This window comes from Marinomonas ushuaiensis DSM 15871, assembly GCF_000521805.1.
GTDB lineage: Bacteria > Pseudomonadota > Gammaproteobacteria > Pseudomonadales > Marinomonadaceae > Marinomonas > Marinomonas ushuaiensis.
The window spans coordinates 49,440-66,212 of sequence record NZ_JAMB01000013.1 but is presented as its reverse complement, the minus strand read 5'-3'; the positions used below and the strand labels follow the sequence as shown (position 1 = coordinate 66,212).

General features: G+C 41.5%; 11 protein-coding genes. 8 read left to right on the top strand and 3 right to left on the bottom strand.

Annotation, left to right across the window (positions count from 1 at the left end; translation table 11 throughout):
- Positions 1-5: 5 nt before the first annotated feature.
- Positions 6-1,208, top strand: coding sequence for an enoyl-ACP reductase FabV (gene fabV, locus MUS1_RS13175; RefSeq protein WP_036163323.1), 1,203 nt, complete (start codon positions 6-8; stop codon positions 1,206-1,208).
- A gap of 103 nt (positions 1,209-1,311) precedes the next feature.
- A complete protein-coding gene (locus tag MUS1_RS13170) occupies positions 1,312-1,866 on the top strand; it encodes a hypothetical protein (protein ID WP_036163322.1) in 555 nt (184 codons plus the stop codon).
- A gap of 57 nt (positions 1,867-1,923) precedes the next feature.
- Here the strand turns inward: MUS1_RS13170 and MUS1_RS13165 are convergent, their stop codons facing one another.
- The 3 genes from MUS1_RS13165 to ubiG all read right to left on the bottom strand — a co-directional run bounded on the left by MUS1_RS13165 (position 1,924) and on the right by ubiG (position 6,487).
- Positions 1,924-4,926, bottom strand: coding sequence for an insulinase family protein (locus MUS1_RS13165; RefSeq protein WP_245595815.1), 3,003 nt, complete (start codon positions 4,924-4,926; stop codon positions 1,924-1,926).
- 74 nt (positions 4,927-5,000) lie between these two features.
- Positions 5,001-5,744: a YciK family oxidoreductase gene (locus MUS1_RS13160; protein ID WP_036163315.1), complete on the bottom strand. Its 744-nt coding sequence runs from the start codon at positions 5,742-5,744 to the stop codon at positions 5,001-5,003.
- 20 nt (positions 5,745-5,764) lie between these two features.
- Positions 5,765-6,487 carry a bifunctional 2-polyprenyl-6-hydroxyphenol methylase/3-demethylubiquinol 3-O-methyltransferase UbiG gene (gene ubiG / locus MUS1_RS13155; RefSeq protein WP_036163314.1) on the bottom strand — a complete coding sequence of 241 codons (723 nt, stop codon included), beginning with the start codon at positions 6,485-6,487 and terminating at the stop codon, positions 5,765-5,767.
- Positions 6,488-6,858: 371 nt separating this feature from the next.
- On the opposite strand from ubiG, the gene gyrA reads away from it, so the two are divergent.
- The 6 genes from gyrA (at position 6,859) to rpsA (ending at position 16,727) form a co-directional block, all read left to right on the top strand.
- Positions 6,859-9,567, top strand: coding sequence for a DNA gyrase subunit A (gene gyrA, locus MUS1_RS13150; protein WP_036163313.1), 2,709 nt, complete (start codon positions 6,859-6,861; stop codon positions 9,565-9,567).
- Positions 9,568-9,662: 95 nt separating this feature from the next.
- The gene (gene serC, locus MUS1_RS13145) at positions 9,663-10,742 is read left to right on the top strand and encodes a 3-phosphoserine/phosphohydroxythreonine transaminase (protein ID WP_036163312.1); all 1,080 of its coding nucleotides are present in this window, start codon (positions 9,663-9,665) and stop codon (positions 10,740-10,742) included.
- 8 nt (positions 10,743-10,750) lie between these two features.
- Complete coding sequence (pheA, locus tag MUS1_RS13140) at positions 10,751-11,869, top strand: prephenate dehydratase (protein ID WP_036163310.1); 1,119 nt, start codon at positions 10,751-10,753, stop codon at positions 11,867-11,869.
- Between the two features lie 71 nt (positions 11,870-11,940).
- Positions 11,941-14,163, top strand: coding sequence for a bifunctional prephenate dehydrogenase/3-phosphoshikimate 1-carboxyvinyltransferase (locus MUS1_RS13135; protein ID WP_245595814.1), 2,223 nt, complete (start codon positions 11,941-11,943; stop codon positions 14,161-14,163).
- Between the two features lie 19 nt (positions 14,164-14,182).
- A complete protein-coding gene (gene cmk, locus MUS1_RS13130; RefSeq protein ID WP_036163309.1) occupies positions 14,183-14,866 on the top strand; it encodes a (d)CMP kinase in 684 nt (227 codons plus the stop codon).
- A 178-nt stretch (positions 14,867-15,044) separates the two neighbouring features.
- Positions 15,045-16,727 (top strand): 30S ribosomal protein S1, encoded by a 1,683-nt coding sequence (gene rpsA / locus MUS1_RS13125; RefSeq protein ID WP_036163308.1) that lies wholly within the window; start codon positions 15,045-15,047, stop codon positions 16,725-16,727.
- Positions 16,728-16,773: the final 46 nt, after the last annotated feature.

The following is a 16,773-nucleotide window of genomic DNA, read 5'->3' as shown; positions in this document are numbered from 1 at the left end:
TAATTATGATCATCAAACCAAAGATTCGCGGATTTATTTGTACAACAACACATCCAGTAGGTTGTGAGCAGAATGTAAGAAACCAAATTGCTTTTACTAAGAGTAAAGGGCAAGTGGAAAATGGTCCTAAAAAAGTGCTTGTGATCGGTGCGTCTAGTGGCTATGGCTTGTCTTCTCGAATTGCGGCAGCATTCGGTTCTGGTGCAGCAACGATTGGTGTTTTCTTTGAAAAGCCAGGGACTGAGAAAAAAACAGGTACAGCGGGTTGGTATAACTCAGCGGCCTTTGACAAAGTAGCAAAAGAAGAAGGACTTTATTCTAAAAGCATAAACGGCGATGCTTTTTCAAATGAAGCGCGTGCACAAGTTATCGATTTGATTAAAGAAGATCTTGGTCAAATAGACATGGTTGTCTACTCACTGGCTTCTCCTGTACGTAAAATGCCAGAAACGGGTGAAGTGATTCGTTCAGTGCTTAAACCTATTGGCGAGACATACAAATCTACTGCTATTGATACGAATAAAGACGTTATTATCGAGGCAGAAATCGAACCGGCGACAGAAGAAGAAATCACGGCAACGACAACGGTTATGGGCGGTCAAGATTGGGAACTTTGGATGTCGGCTTTGCAAGAAGCAGGAGTTCTAGCTGACGGTGTTCGTACTGTTGCTTATTCTTATATCGGTTCTGATATTACTTGGCCTATTTATTGGCATGGCGCGCTAGGCAAGGCAAAAGAAGATTTAGATCGCGCTTCTGCTGCGATTGACGGTAAATTAGCTTCATTGAATGGCGGCGCGAATGTTGCTGTATTGAAATCCGTTGTAACACAGGCTTCTTCTGCTATTCCTGTTATGCCTTTATATTTGGCGATGGTCTTCAAAATAATGCGAGAGAAGAGCCTTCATGAAGGTTGTATCGATCAGATTTACCGTTTGTTCTCTGAGCGTTTGTACAATCATAACAATCCATCTGAATTAACAGACGATAAAAATCGTTTGCGTTTGGATGATTGGGAATTGCGTGAAGATGTTCAGCAGGCATGTCGTGACCTTTGGCCACAAGTTACGGATGCTAACTTATTTGCAGAAACGGATTATCAGCTTTATAAAGACGAGTTCTTGAAACTGTTTGGCTTTGGTGTCGATGGTGTTGATTACGAAGCGGAAGCTGAGCCTGTTGCTGATTTTGATGTGATTACACTTTAATTCCGATTAAAGATAATTAAGAAAAGGAGTTCAGTATTAACTGAGCTCCTTTTTTAATGTCTTTTTATCTCTTATAGTATACGGATTCATGTTTGAGGTGATTATGAGACAGTCTTTTTGGGTGCTTGGCTTTGTGCCATTATTTACTGATGCTCAAACTATTGAGCGTCAACCTATCGATATTATTTATGGTAATCAAATAATACGCAGTGAACATCAAGTAGTAGTAAGCTCCCGCGAAGAAGTTTCCGTTATCCCTGTTGATCGCTCAACTTCAACGTTAGGTCCTAATGTTGTTATTGCAGCAGATGGGAGGGTATCTTCTTATCTAGAAGAAAATGAGATTGCTAAGCGAGAACAAGCAATTTACGACGAAGTTAATCGACGTACAGAAGAGGCGCCTTTCACTGTTTTATTTACGGGTAATATACCGGAGAAAATCCAAGAAAGACGTTTACGGATGATGCCTGAAATTGGTGTTTTTGGTGATCAAGCTAATCCGCCTGGCGATATATCCAGTGATGTTATTACGCCGGATGTCGGGGATTTCTCTCCAGCCGGAAAAGGCATTTTACCCGTAAGGTCTGGTTCTTCTGTGAACACTAGTGAAAAGCCAGAGAGTGACGAAGAAAGGTTAGAGCAATTGATCGGTGGCTAACGGTTTTTAATTATTTTAAGTCTACTTTCTGTATTTTTTTGCTGTCTCATTTGTATTTTATGGTTCTGCATTGATAAGGAGTAGAAATGAGGGTGATGATTCCACCCAGTGTTTTTCAATGAGCTCCGCTGGAAAGCTTTTGTTATGAATAATAATATTTGTGGACTCAATTGCTTGTAATTTGTCTGTTGTGAAGCGAATAAAGTCGCTCACTTTGAGATTTTCTACCGTGTTAATCCATTCTTCTCTTGTCTGATGTTTTTCTCCTTTTGCAATTTGGCTCCACTCATTAAATGCATTGTCACTTAGGTTCTTAGCTTTTGTTTTTAGTTCATTCAATAGTGCATTTTTGGCAGTATTAAACTCTTCTTCTGGAAGTGTTTTTAATCTGTTTTCTTGTGCTTTTAGAAAGATTTGCATGGCATTAATAATGGTTAGTGTGTCTTTGTTTGGAGATTGAATTAATAAGCCTAAAATAGGCGTGTCTCGTATGCTTAGATTTTGTGTTCCAACAATATAGCCGAGTTGCTTGTCGGTTCTGAGTTCTTGATAAAAGGGGCTGTTAATTAGCTTTTTAAGGATGGAAATATACGCTTTTTCTGTGATGGCCTCTTCTTTTGTTGTTTCTGGGTTTTGTGTACTAGTACTGATTATTGTGTAAAGCACGACGTTATCATCACTGGTTGAATCAAATTGATAATGTAGTTTTTGTTGAGCTGTTAAATGTTTAGTTTCAATTTCTATTGGTGTTCTTGGAAATAAACGGCCGTCAAAGCGTTGATAAAGAGAGAGTGCCAATTTTTCAGTTTGTTCTTTAGTGATATTGCCAGTGCTGTAGCCAACAATATCAAAGTGCTCTCTGGCTTGTTTTGTAAAAGCCAATAAATCTTCTAATGAAAGTGATGTCAGGGCCTTTTCTAATTCTTTAGTGGTGAAACTTCTTTTTGTAATTAGTGTGCTGAATGCTGAATTGGCATTGCTGTATGCTTGTCTACTTTTTTGGTTACTAAGGTCTTTCTCAAGTTGCTTTTTAGCGAGTTCAAAACGTTCTATGCTCGGTCGGAATAAGAAAAGTTGATCAATGAGCCAAGTAATATAGGTGCCTTGTTTATCGGAATAGCCATTTGTGCGCAGTGTTGCGCCATTCGCATGCGGGTAAAAGCTAAAACCAAGCCCTGCGACATAAGGAGTGTATGTGGACTCGCTGACACTGTCGTTAAAAAGCCGACTCCATAACCTGTTTAATAATATATTTTCTGGTGTGTCGGTCGCATGATCGAAGCGTATTGTGACGAAGTTCATGGCAACGGGCTTTTTGAAGCTTGAATCAGATTTATTCCAATAGGTGAAGCCTTCTTTTTGGAAAACGATAGACGGTATGTCATCTTTTTCATCAATCAAATCCAATGATTCTGGAATGAAGTTATTTTTTTCTGGCAGGCTTACATAAGTGCTAGTGACAGCTAAGTTGACAAAATTTAAGAAGGATTGGCTAAAGTCATTGTTGCTGTATTCGCTTTGATACCAAGGTTCTGTTTTCCATATTACAGGCTCTTCTGCCCAATTTTCGGGAAAATCTTTATTGGTTGCAATTTGAACTAATAAATTTTCAGTATTGAGTTGTTGCAATAGACGAGCTACCTGTTCCTTATTGGCTGTTGTCTCAACACGGAAGCTGCTTAATATATCTTCAACTGGGATTTTTAACATTCTGGACGACAAGGATCTGGCGAGTGTTTGTGGGTCAACATAACTTTGATTGTTATACATTAGCTGACTAAGTTTGAGGCCTTCGTCAAGATAGAGAGGGTTTATTGAAGAGGATCTTAATAGGGTTATGGTTGCAAATAGTTGTTTAGCGACTATGTCTATTTTTTCCATTCCTTCATTGGTGAGGTGCATTTTTACAGAGAAAAAAGCATTGTCACCATAGTCGGGGCTGGTGCTGGCAGAAATGCTGTTAATAAGCCCTTCTGACTTCAAGGATGAAAACAAAGAGCCTTTGTTTTCATTGCCTAGAATATAAGATAAATAACGTGTTGGCTGTGTTTTGTAGTTGTCACTTTGAGGGTCGATTTGATAATAAAAAGATAAAGTGTTGTTGTCGATAAGCGAGCGAACAAATTGTAGGCGAGGTTTTCCAATTGGAATGAGTGTAGGGTGGCGTTCCTCGTTTTTTAATGTGCCGCTTGGAATGTCTGAAAAATATTGATGAGCAAGTGTTGATAGTCGATCTGATGATAGATTTGCGACCAAGACCAATGCCATATTTTCGGCAAAATAATTCTGCTTATAAAGAGTGAGTAGCTGTTCTCTTAGTGGATTGTTTGGGAGGTCTTTTAGCGTGTCTAAATTGCCTACTGTGAAGTGGTTATATGGATGTTCTGAGTTAATAAGTGTTTTAAATGCTTGGTTATTGCGTCGACTTTCATTTTTGAATTTCGCTTTGTACTCTGAGTCTACTGCGTTTTTTTCTCGCTGAGTGAGGGATTCGCTAAATAATGGTGTGGTGAAGAACTGAGAAAATCGGTCTAGTCCGCCTTCGTATGCGTCGGGCTTTATATCGAAATGAAAGTTGGTGGTGTCTGTACTTGTATAGGCGTTATGCGAGCCACCATTTATGTTTATGAAAGACTGGTAGTCGCCGGATTCTGGGTATTTTTCTGTGCCTAAAAAAAGCATGTGTTCTAAAAAATGAGCAAGCCCTTGTTGTTGATCTGGATCCTGAAAACTGCCCACGTTAACAGATAAAGAGGCTGAAAAACGTTCTGCTTGAGGGTCGCTTATTAGTAGCACTTTAAGTTTGTTTGGTAGTGTTATTGTGTAGTAGTTGTTTGTGTCTGTCAGGCTTTTGTTGAGAATCTCTCTCATATTGTTATTGTTATTGTTAGCGCTGTCGTTTTTCACACCGTTATCTTCCGTGTTATTTGTATCGAGCTTTGTTCTGTCTGCTGTGGGTGTTGTTGAGATTGTCTTTGTATCGTCAGCATGGCCTGAAAGTGACATCAGTGTTGAAAATAGAATGAAATAGGGTATTGCTTTTTTTAAAGTGAGATTCATCTATTTAGATTAACTGAAGCTTATAATGAGATGCAATGGACTTTTGAGTTATCCATTGCATTTAGCGCTCAGTTTTACTGAGCGTCGAGTGATTGACCGTTAATTGTCAGGCTGTCTTTACCCATTAAATAAAGGTAGAGAGGCATGATGTCTTCTGGAGTGGGTAGGGTGTTTGGGTCTTCTTTTGGAAATGCTTCTGCGCGCATGTTAGTTCTGGTTGCGCCGGGGTTGATGGCATTTGCACGGATATTTGGCGATATCTCCGCGAGTTCGCTTGCGAAGAGTTGCATCATAGCTTCGGTTGCAAATTTTGAAACAGCGTAAGCGCCCCAATTAGCTCTTGCAGTTCTACCAACGCCAGAAGACGTAAAGATAATGGAAGCGTCTTCGGCTTTTTCCATTAGAGGGAGTAAGGCTTGGTTTAGTAGTAATTGACTTGTGACGTTGATGCGCATTACTTGTTCGAATAGGGCTGGGTCGTAGTTTGTTAATGTTGTGCGTTGACCTAATAAACTCGCATTATGAAGAATACCATCAAGCTGGCCAAATTCACTTTTAATAGTGTTGGAGAGTGCTAGATAGTCATGCTCTGAAGCGCCATCAAGGTTTAATGGGACGATGGCGGCTTGAGGGTATTTATTTTTTTCTATGAGGTCATAAACTGCGTCGAGTTTTTTTGTGGTGCGACCAAGTAAAATAACGGTTGCACCATGTTTTGCGTAAGTGATAGCTGCGGTTTTTCCGATGCCATCACCTGCCCCTGTGACGAGGATTACTTTGTCTTTTAGTAGTTGGCTTGGGGCTTGATAATGAAACATATCTCCTCCTTGTGCCTTTGTTAGGCTTTGGGTTTCTGAGTGTGCATTAGATAATTCACAGACACGTCTTTATCGTTCAATTTGTATGTTTTTGTCAGGGGGTTGTAGGTCATGCCTGTCATATGTTGAACTTCTAAACCGGCCAATCTGGCGTAGTTATTTAGTTCAGCAGGCTGGATGAATTTTGCATAATCGTGTGTGCCTTTAGGTAACATATTAAGAATATATTCTGCTCCGATAATGGCAAAAAGATACGCTTTTGGGTTTCTGTTAATGGTTGAAAAAAATACATGTCCGCCCGGTTTAACAAGAGTCATGCAGGCTTTGATAACAGATGCTGGGTCTGGTACGTGCTCTAGCATTTCAAGGCAGGTTACGACGTCGTATTGACCCGCTTCGCGATGTGCTATTTCTTCAGCGGTAATTTTTTCATAATCGATATCAAGTTTTGACTCTTCTAGGTGTAATTTAGCGACTGCAAGAGGGGCTTCACCCATGTCTATGCCTTTTACATTGGCGCCAAGCTTCGCCATAGCTTCTGATAAAATGCCGCCGCCACAACCGATATCGATGACTTTTTTGTTGTTTAGTCCGGCGGCACGTTCGTCAACATAATTGGTGCGCAAAGGGTTGATGTCATGGAGAGGTTTGAATTCATTTTCTGTGTCCCACCATTTGCTTGCTAGGGCTTCAAACTTTGCAACTTCATTTAGATCGACATTGTTTTGTTGTGGGTTGGTCATTTTATATGGGTTCCATTAATATGCGGCTGAAAATTAACGTGTGTCTGATGTATTTGGTTACTTAGAGTGTTTTTTAAAGCTTCTTTGTGTCTGTTTAAGGGGGTTGTAAGAAACTTGTTTTTTCTAGTATAGCGCCAACCTAATGAGCTGACCAATAGCTAACTTGATTTACATCTAAGGATGGTTAGTTGGGAGGCTTGGATGGCATAATGAAGTTGAATGGATAGGTGGCTTCGTCTAAATGTAATATTGGGTAACAAAACACCTTCTTGAAGAGGTGTTATTTATTTCCTTATGTTATAATGCGGCGCTTATAAAAAGATATAAGAAAGTCTTTTTGACTTTCGCGGCATAAAGGATCGGTTGTACCTATGGGTGAATTAGCCAAAGAAATTATTCCCGTCAGTATCGAAAATGAACTTAAGGGGTCTTACCTAGATTACGCTATGAGTGTAATCGTAGGTCGAGCATTACCTGATGTACGAGACGGATTAAAACCTGTTCACCGTCGTGTTCTATTTGCGATGAATGAACTTAAAAATGATTGGAATAAACCGTACAAAAAATCGGCGCGTATCGTCGGTGATGTAATCGGTAAATATCACCCACATGGTGATTCCGCTGTATACGATACTATTGTTCGTATGGCGCAGCCTTTCTCATTGCGTTACACCTTAGTTGATGGACAAGGTAACTTCGGTTCTGTCGATGGAGACAGTGCTGCTGCCATGCGTTATACCGAAATACGTATGGCGAAAATTGCTCATCATCTGTTAATAGATCTTGAGAAAGAAACGGTCGACTTTGTGCCCAACTACGATGGCACAGAATTTATGCCAGAAGTATTGCCAGCACGTGTACCTGGATTGCTTGTTAATGGTTCTGCAGGTATCGCAGTAGGTATGGCGACTAATATCCCACCTCATAATCTTGGTGAAGTTCTTGATGGTTGTCTTGCCGTTATTGATAATCCGGATATCACGATTGAGGGGTTGATTGAACATATTCCTGGACCTGATTTTCCGACTGCTGCTTTTATCAATGGTCGTGCAGGTATTATCGATGCCTACAAAACGGGTCGTGGTCGTATTTATATGCGTGCTCGTCATCACTTTGAAGACATGGAGAAGGGTAATCGCCAGTCCATTGTTTTTACAGAGATTCCTTATCAGCTTAATAAAGCGAGAGTAATTGAGAAAATTGCTGAGCTTGTAAAAGATAAAAAGCTTGAAGGTATCAGTGAGCTTCGCGATGAATCTGATAAAGACGGTATGCGTATTGTTATTGAACTGCGTCGTGGTGAAAATCCAGATGTTGTTGTTAATAATATTTTTACTCAAACTCAGTTGCAGTCTGTGTTTGGTATCAATATGGTGGCCTTGGTTGATGGTCGCCCGCAGTTACTAAACCTTAAACAGATTCTTGAGTGCTTCGTGAAACATCGCCGTGAGGTGGTTACGCGTCGTACTATTTTCGAGCTTCGTAAAGCTCGTGAGCGAGGTCATATTCTAGAAGGTCTTGCTGTTGCGCTTGTTAATATTGATGAAATCATCGAAATGATTCGTCAATCTCCAACGTCTGCTGAAGCGAAAGAAAAATTGGTCGGTGCATCTTGGCAGCCAGGTGGCGTTATGGCCATGCTTGAGCGTGCTGGTGCAGATGCATGTCGTCCTGATGATCTTGCTGCTGAATATGGTTTTGTTGATGGTGCTTATCATTTGTCACCAGACCAAGCTCAAGCAATATTGGATTTACGTCTACATCGCTTGACGGGCTTGGAGCACGATAAGTTACTAACAGAATATAAAAACCTGATTGAGCTGATTGCTGAGTTACTTAATATTTTGTCTAACCCAGATCGTTTGATGGAAGTTATTCGCGAAGAGCTTGAAGAAGTGCGTGATATGTTTGGTGATGCACGCCGAACTGAGATTTTGACATCGCGCCAAGATTTGACCATGGCTGACTTGATTGATGAAGCGCCAATGGTAGTGACGATTTCTAATACGGGCTATGCAAAATCTCAGCCTTTAGAAGAGTATCAAGCTCAACGTCGTGGTGGTCGTGGTAAATCTTCTGCGAGCATGAAGGACGAAGATCATATTGAGCATCTATTAGTGACTAGTAGTCATGACACCATTATGTTGTTTAGTAATTTTGGTAAAGTTTATTGGATGAGAGTGTTTGATATTCCAGTAGCGAGTCGTGGTGCTAAAGGACGTCCAATTGTTAACTTGTTACCTTTGAGAGAAGGTGAATCTATTTCTGCCTTGTTGCCTTTACCAGTCGTTGAGACGGAAGACAAAGTAGAAGGTGAAGAAACAGCTTCTGAAGACGTTATTGAAAACATGGCTGAAGACGCAATCGTAGAAGCGAGCAGCTATATCTTTATGGCAACCGCGAACGGTACGGTTAAGAAAACTGCACTGCAGCATTTTGCACGTCCTCGCTCGACTGGATTGATAGCATTAAGCCTAGATGAAACCGATGAATTAGTTGGTGTGTCTGTTACAAATGGCGAAAGCGACATTATGTTGGTTTCGTCTTCAGGTAAAACAATTCGCTTTAAAGAGTCAGATGTCCGACCTATGGGTCGTACAGCAGCCGGTGTTCGTGGTATTCGATTAAGTGAGGGCGCGAAAGTGGTTTCTCTCATCGTTCCGCAGAATGATCTTGCTGTATTGATGGCGTGTGAAAACGGCTTTGGTAAACGTACGTTAGTAGATGACTTCCCAGTCTATGGTCGTGGTGGTCAAGGTGTTATTGGTATTCAAGTATCTGATCGTAACGGTCCAGTCATCGGCGCGGCTCAGGTTGATGAAACGGATGAAATTATCTTGATTACAGACCAAGGGACATTAGTTCGTACTCGAGTAACCGAGGTGTCTTGTCAAGGACGAAACACGCAAGGTGTGACTTTGATTCGTTTAACAAATGATGAACATTTGGTTGGCATTGAGCGCGTAGTGGAAGACGATGAAGGGGAAATCGAGATTGATGAAGCGGATGACGCGGTTATCGATCAAGCACCCAATGATGGCGATGAATCTCCAGATATCACAGAAGCTGATACGGAATAGTAAATAAGCGACGCACCTAGGTGCGTCGCTTTTGTTGTGCATTGTTCTTGTGATTTTTAAAGTAATTCCTGAGAATATTAGAGGTAATAAACAGGATGAGCCGAGTATATAATTTTTGTTCTGGTCCAGCAGCGCTTCCAGAAGCCGTTTTGAAGAAAGCGCAATCTGAAATGTTAGATTGGCATGGTGCTGGTGTTTCCGTTATGGAAATGAGTCACCGTAGTGATGAGTTTATGTCAATACTGGCTTCGGCTAAAGCTCGTTTGTCCCGTTTGCTTAATGTCAGCGATGATTACGAAATTTTGTTTGTACAGGGTGGGGCGTCTACTTTATTTTCTCAAATTCCTGCAAATCTAGTGAATGGTTTTGATTCGGCTTGTTACTTAGATACTGGGGCTTGGTCTTCTAAAGCGATTAAAGAGGCGAAGCGTTACACGAAAGTGAATGTTGTTGGTTCTTCCAAAGAGCAAAATTATTCAACCGTTCCTGATTTTTCTAGTCTTAACTTAGATGAAAGCGCCGCTTATTTACACCTTTGCCCTAATGAAACAATCGGCGGTGTAGAGTTTTCTGATTTACCGGAAACTCAATTGCCTATTGTGGCGGATTTATCTTCGACTATTTTGTCTCGCAAAATCGATGTTAGTAAATACGGTATGATTTACGCTGGCGCTCAGAAAAATGTTGGCCCTGCTGGTGTGGTTATTTGTATTGTGCGTAAGGACTTATTGGCTCGCTCTAGTGATGACCTACCTTCTGTTTGGAGCTTTGCTAATTTAGCGGCAAACGATTCCATGATAAATACCCCGCCAACTTTTGCCATTTATTTAGCTGATCTTGTGTTTGAGTGGTTGGAAGCGCAAGGCGGTGTTGAGGCGATTGAGGAAATCAATATTCGTAAAGCAAAAGCTCTATACGACTTTATCGATTCTAGTGCATTTTATTCAAATCCTGTTGACCCAGCATTCAGGTCTCGCATGAATGTGCCTTTTATTTTGGCGGATGATTCATTAGATGCTTTGTTTATCAGAGAATCTGAAGAGGCTGGTTTGCGTACATTGGCTGGTCATCGCTCTGTTGGTGGAATGCGAGCAAGTATTTATAACGCTATGCCAATGGAAGGTGTGGTTGCATTAATCGACTTTATGCGCGATTTTGAAGAACGTCACGGGTAATAAAGAATATGTCTAACTCTAAAAGTGCGGTGCCAAATACACTGCCATTATTGCGCGATCGTATCGATTCAATTGATTCGCAAATCCAAATATTGATAAATGAACGTGCGCGTTGTGCTCAAAAAGTAGCTGAAGTGAAGCTGGCTGAGCAAAGTGATGACGTTGTCTTTTATCGCCCAGAGCGTGAAGCGCAGGTATTGCGGCGTGTGATGGAACGCAATGAAGGGCCTCTCGGTAATGAAGAGATGGCGAAGATTTTTCGTCAAATTATGTCTTCTTGTCTCGCACTGGAAAAACCAATGCGTATTGCGTTTTTGGGGCCAGAAGGGACGTTCACTCAACAGGCAGCGTTAAAGCACTTTGGGAAGTCTATAATCAGTGCGCCAATGGCTGCCATTGATGAAGTCTTTCGTGAGGTTGAATCAGGCGCTGCAAATTATGGTGTTGTGCCTGTTGAGAACTCGACGGAAGGTGTTGTTAATCACACTCTAGATAGCTTTCGCGATTCTCAATTAAAAATTTGTGGAGAAGTGGAAGAGCGTATCCATCATCATTTGTTGGTTAGCCCTAATATTAACCCAGAAGACGTTACACATATTTATTCGCATCAACAATCCTTAGCGCAATGTCGAGCTTGGTTGGATCGTTATTGGCCTCACGCAGAGCGTGTTGCTGTGAGTTCTAACGCAGAAGCGGCTCGTCTTGTTGCTGATGCGGGTAAAGGTGGTCGCGCTATTGCTGCGATTGCTGGTGAAGTAGCTTGTGAATTATATGGTTTGTCAAAAGTGTCGGCGAATATTGAAGATCGTCCTGATAATACAACGCGCTTTTTGATTGTTGGTAATCAGGATGTGCCGCCTAGTGGTAAAGATAAAACGTCTTTGTTGATTAGCGCTAAGAATGAACCAGGCGCTTTGTATCATTTACTCGAAGCATTTGAGCGACATGGTGTTGATATGACGCGATTAGAAACTCGTCCTTCTTTGATGAGTCGTTGGGGTTATATTTTCTACATCGATTTCGTTGGTCATTATCTAGATGACGAATGTTGTACTGTTATTGATGAGCTACGTGAGAAAGCATCTGAAGTGAAGGTGTTGGGTTCTTATCCTGTGGCTGTACTTTAAGTCACTAGTCACTAATCACTTTTCAATATTGCTAGATATGTCGCGCTTTGATAGATAAGAGTAATTTTTAAATGCCGCTGGATACTATGCCTCAAGAAAAAAAGAAATTCGGTAATGTCATGATCATTGGTCTTGGCATGATTGGTGGTTCTTTCGCTAAAGCGCTCAAAGATCGTGGTTTGGCAACGCTTTATGGTGCTGACCGTCGAGAAGGTGAGTTGGCATTAGGTGTGTCGACTGGCGTTATTGATTACCCGGCTGAATTGTCAGCAGAATATATTGGCAAGATGGATGTTATTATCTTGGCGACGCCAGTACGAGCGATGGAGTCAGTTCTATCTGAAATAAAACCTTTCTTATCTGAACGTACATTGATTACTGATGTGGGCTCAACGAAGGGAAGTGTTGTTGAGGCAGTTCGTCGTGTTTTTAAGGAAGTGCCCTCTAATTTTATTCCAAGTCATCCAATTGCTGGTGCAGAAAAAAGTGGTGTATTAGCTTCTAACCCTTTGTTGTTTGAAAAACACATGGCAATAGTGACGCCTTTGCCGGACAGTAATCCTGTGCTGCTAGATCGTTTGCATCGTATCTGGCGTTCCGTTGGGGCGGATGTCGTGAGTATGGATGTTGAGCATCATGATCATGTCTTAGCATCGTCTAGTCATTTGCCGCATTTGCTTGCTTATACCTTGGTTGATGCGCTTGCTAATGGCGAGCGTAATCAGGATATATTTAAATTTGCTGCTGGTGGCTTCCGTGATTTTACCCGAATTGCGTCTAGTGACCCAGTTATGTGGCGAGATGTCTTTATGGCAAATAAAGACGCAACCTTGGCGACATTGGATCATTTTACAGATCGTCTTGCTGATATGCGAACTGCAATAGAGCAAGGTGATGGCGCGAGTATGTTTGGTGTTTTTACTCGGGCAAAGTCTGCGCGAGATCATTTTCTTCGAGTCTTAGAGCAGCGTACAATTGGATCCACAAAAGAAGTGCGTCCCGTCTCGTTATCTGTTTTGCCTGCTTCTGCATTAAAGGGGAGCATTTCTTTATTGGGTGACAAATCTTTGTCACATAAAGCGATTACTATAGCGGCGCTATCTACAGGTATTAGTGAATTAAAGAACATTGATTTAAATGGTGATGTACGCATCACTATTCAGGCATTTAGGGATATGGGGGTAGTTATCGAAGAGATGGCTACCGATCAGCTTCGAGTGCATGGTGTTGGTCTTCGTGGGCTAAAAGCCCCTATTGCGCCCATTAATGTCTATGAATCTAGAGAAAGTCTGTATTTGTTATTGCCAGTTTTAGCTGGGCAGTCTTTTGTTGCCTCGGTTGCTGCTGAGGGCAAATTATTGAATCAGTCGCTGAGTGACTTATTTTCTTTAGTGAGGGATATGGGCTGTGAGGTTACTTCGGAAGTAGCTGATTGTTTGCCTACGATATTGTCCCCAGGTGAATGTTCCAAGATTTCCATTTCTTTAAAGAGTGGTTCAGAGCGTCTTCGGATGGCAGCATTTTTAGCCACATTGTATGCGCCTGGTAATGGTTATGTGACACCCTTAATGCTTGGTTTGTCTCATTGTGAGGTTTTATTACGTCGTTTTGGTATAGCGATATCCGAAACGGACAATGGTTTTAATGTTGAGCCGTCAGCTCCTGTTGGAAGCCATATTATTTTATCTGGTGATGAGCATGAAGCGGCTTGGTTAGTTTTGTTAGCAAGTTTATTGCCAGGTTCTGAATTGATAATAGAAAATGTAGGTTTGGATTCGGTATCATTTGATTATTTGTCTTTTTTGCAGTCAATCGGTGCGGATATTTCATTACCTTCTGCGGGTTTGATGGGGCTTCATGAGGGAGCTCTTCGGGTCTGCTTTTCTGAGCTGAAAGCATTTTCGTTGAGTTCTGAACAAAGTTATCAGTTTAGAGATGAGTTACCTCTATTGTGTGTGGCTGCTGCTTATACAAATGGAGAGAGTCATATAAAAGGTATTAGTCAGTTACCTTATTATTATGAAGATAGAATTTTGGCGTTAGTTGATGCGCTTGAGCAAATGCGAATTACCAGTGTCTATGAAAATGGTGAATTAATTATTAAGGGCGGTTTGCCGCAAGGTGGGGAGTTGGATTGTGCCGGTGATGACCGGCTTGCGCTCGCCATGATTGCGTTAGGCGCCAGAAGTAAGGCAGTAACTAAAATAAATGACTGTCAAAAATTGTTAGAAGAATTTAGTGAGTTAGAGAGTGTTGCTTTGCAATTAGGTTTTCATTGTTTAGTGGCGCAATAGTTTTTAAAGAGGAATTGTTATGATTAACCAAGGCCCAGTTATTACGATTGATGGTCCAAGTGGTGCAGGTAAAGGCACTGTAAGTCAATTAATCGCAGAAAAGCTGGGATGGCACATGCTGGATAGCGGTGCATTATATCGTCTTCTTTCCCTTGCCGTTTCCCATCATGGTATGTCTGTAGATGATGTTGATACGCTCAAAGTGTTGGCTGAACATCTGGATATCCAGTTTGAGCAATCAGACGACGGTAAGGTTGAAATTATTCTAGAAGGTGAGAAGGTTACGCAAGCCATTCGTACCGAAGAAGTAGGTAATAACGCATCTAAGCTTGCTGCCATACCTGCTGTTCGCGAAGGTTTGTTACTTCGTCAGCGAGCGTTTTCGCAACAGCCTGGATTGGTAGCTGATGGTCGTGATATGGGTACGGTGGTTTTTCCATCGGCTCAAATTAAAATATTCTTAACGGCATCTGCTGAAGAGCGTGCTCAGAGGCGTTTGCAGCAATTGCAGCAAAAAGGGGAAGCTGTTAATCTAGCGGAACTTGTTAAGACGATTAAAGAGCGAGATGAGCGAGATGCAAATCGAGCGATTGCTCCTCTTGTGCCTGCTGCAGGTGCCTTAGTAATTGATAGTACAGATTTGACAGTAGAACAGGTTGTCGAGATTGTTTTTGCCGAAACGGTAAAAGCAGGTCTCGTATAGCCTGTTCTTTTCTGCGTCTACTTTTTTGCATCTAGAATATGCTAGAATAGATCAAATGTTATTCAAGTCGGTAGAGGGCCAGCAAGCCTTTATCGCAACAACCAAAAAAACTGACCCGTATTTGCTGGCAATATGGATAAAGGTTTAGCCTAGCTAAGCCGATTATATAGGAAATACAATGACTCAAAGCTTCGCAGAACTGTTTGAAGAAAGCCTGTTAACCGTCGAAATGGCGCCAGGCTCAATTGTTACTGGTATTGTTGTTGATATTGACAGCGAATGGGTAACTGTTCATGCAGGTCTTAAATCTGAAGGCGTAATTCCTCGTTCTCAGTTTCTAACGGAAAGTGGTGAGTTCAGCTTAAACATCGGCGACGAAGTTAAAGTTGCACTTGAAGCTGTTGAAGATGGTTTCGGTGAGACTAAATTGTCTCGTGAAAAAGCGAAACGTGCAGAGACTTGGTCTGTGCTTGAAAAAGCTTACGAAGAAAACGCCATTATTCACGGTGTAATTAACGGTAAGGTCAAAGGTGGCTTTACAGTTGATATCGCAAATATCCGTGCTTTCCTACCTGGTTCTTTGGTAGATGTTCGCCCAATCCGCGATACATCTCATTTGGAAGGTGTTGATCTAGAGTTCAAACTTATTAAGCTTGATCAAAAACGCAACAACGTTGTTGTATCTCGTCGTGCCGTTATGGAAGCGACTAACAGCGCTGAACGTGAAACATTGCTTGCTTCTCTTGAAGAAGGCCAAGAAGTTAAAGGTATCGTTAAGAACCTTACTGACTATGGTGCTTTCGTTGATCTTGGTGGTGTTGATGGTCTTCTACATATCACTGATATGGCTTGGAAACGCATTAAACACCCAAGCGAAATCATTGCTGTTGGTGATGAAATCGACGTTAAAGTCCTTAAATTTGACCGCGAGCGTAATCGTGTGTCTCTAGGTCTTAAGCAGTTGGGTGAAGATCCATGGGTAGCTATCAAAGCTCGTTACCCAGAGAACACTAAAGTAACGGCTAAAGTTACTAACTTGACTGACTACGGTTGCTTCGCTGAACTTGAAGAAGGCGTTGAAGGTCTAGTTCACGTTTCTGAAATGGATTGGACTAACAAAAACATTCACCCATCTAAAGTTGTTCAGATTGGTGATGAAGTTGAAGTTATGGTTCTTGATATCGACGAAGAACGTCGTCGTATCTCTCTAGGTATCAAACAGTGCACCATGAACCCATGGGAAGAGTTTGCTACTTCATTCAACAAAGGCGACAAAATCTCTGGCGCAATCAAGTCTATCACTGACTTTGGTGTGTTCATTGGTCTTGACGGCGGTATTGACGGACTTGTTCACCTATCTGACCTATCTTGGGAAGAAACGGGTGAAGACGCAGTTCGTAAATACAAGAAAGGCGATATGCTAGAAACAGTTGTATTGTCTATCGACGCTGAGCGCGAGCGTATTTCTCTAGGTGTTAAACAACTAGAAGAAGATCCGTTCCTTGCTTTCGTAGCAGAAAATGACAAAGGCACTATCGTTAACGGTACTGTCTCTGAAGTTGATGCGAAAGGTGCTGTTGTTGTTCTTGCTGAAGGCGTTGAAGCTACTTTGAAAGTATCTGAAATTAGCCGTGAGCGTGTTGAAGATGCAACATCTGTATTGAAAGAAGGCGATAAAGTAGAAGCAGCGATTATCAATGTTGATCGTAAAGCTCGTACTATCACTCTTTCTATCAAGCAGAAAGATGCAACTGAAGAGAAGACTGCGTTGAAAGCGCATTCTGAGAAACAACAAGCTGAAGCGAATGGTCCTACCACTATCGGTGATTTGATCAAAGCACAACTAGAAAACCAAAACTAAGTTTTGATTTTTAATAGTTATAAAAAGCGGACTTAGGTCCGCTTTT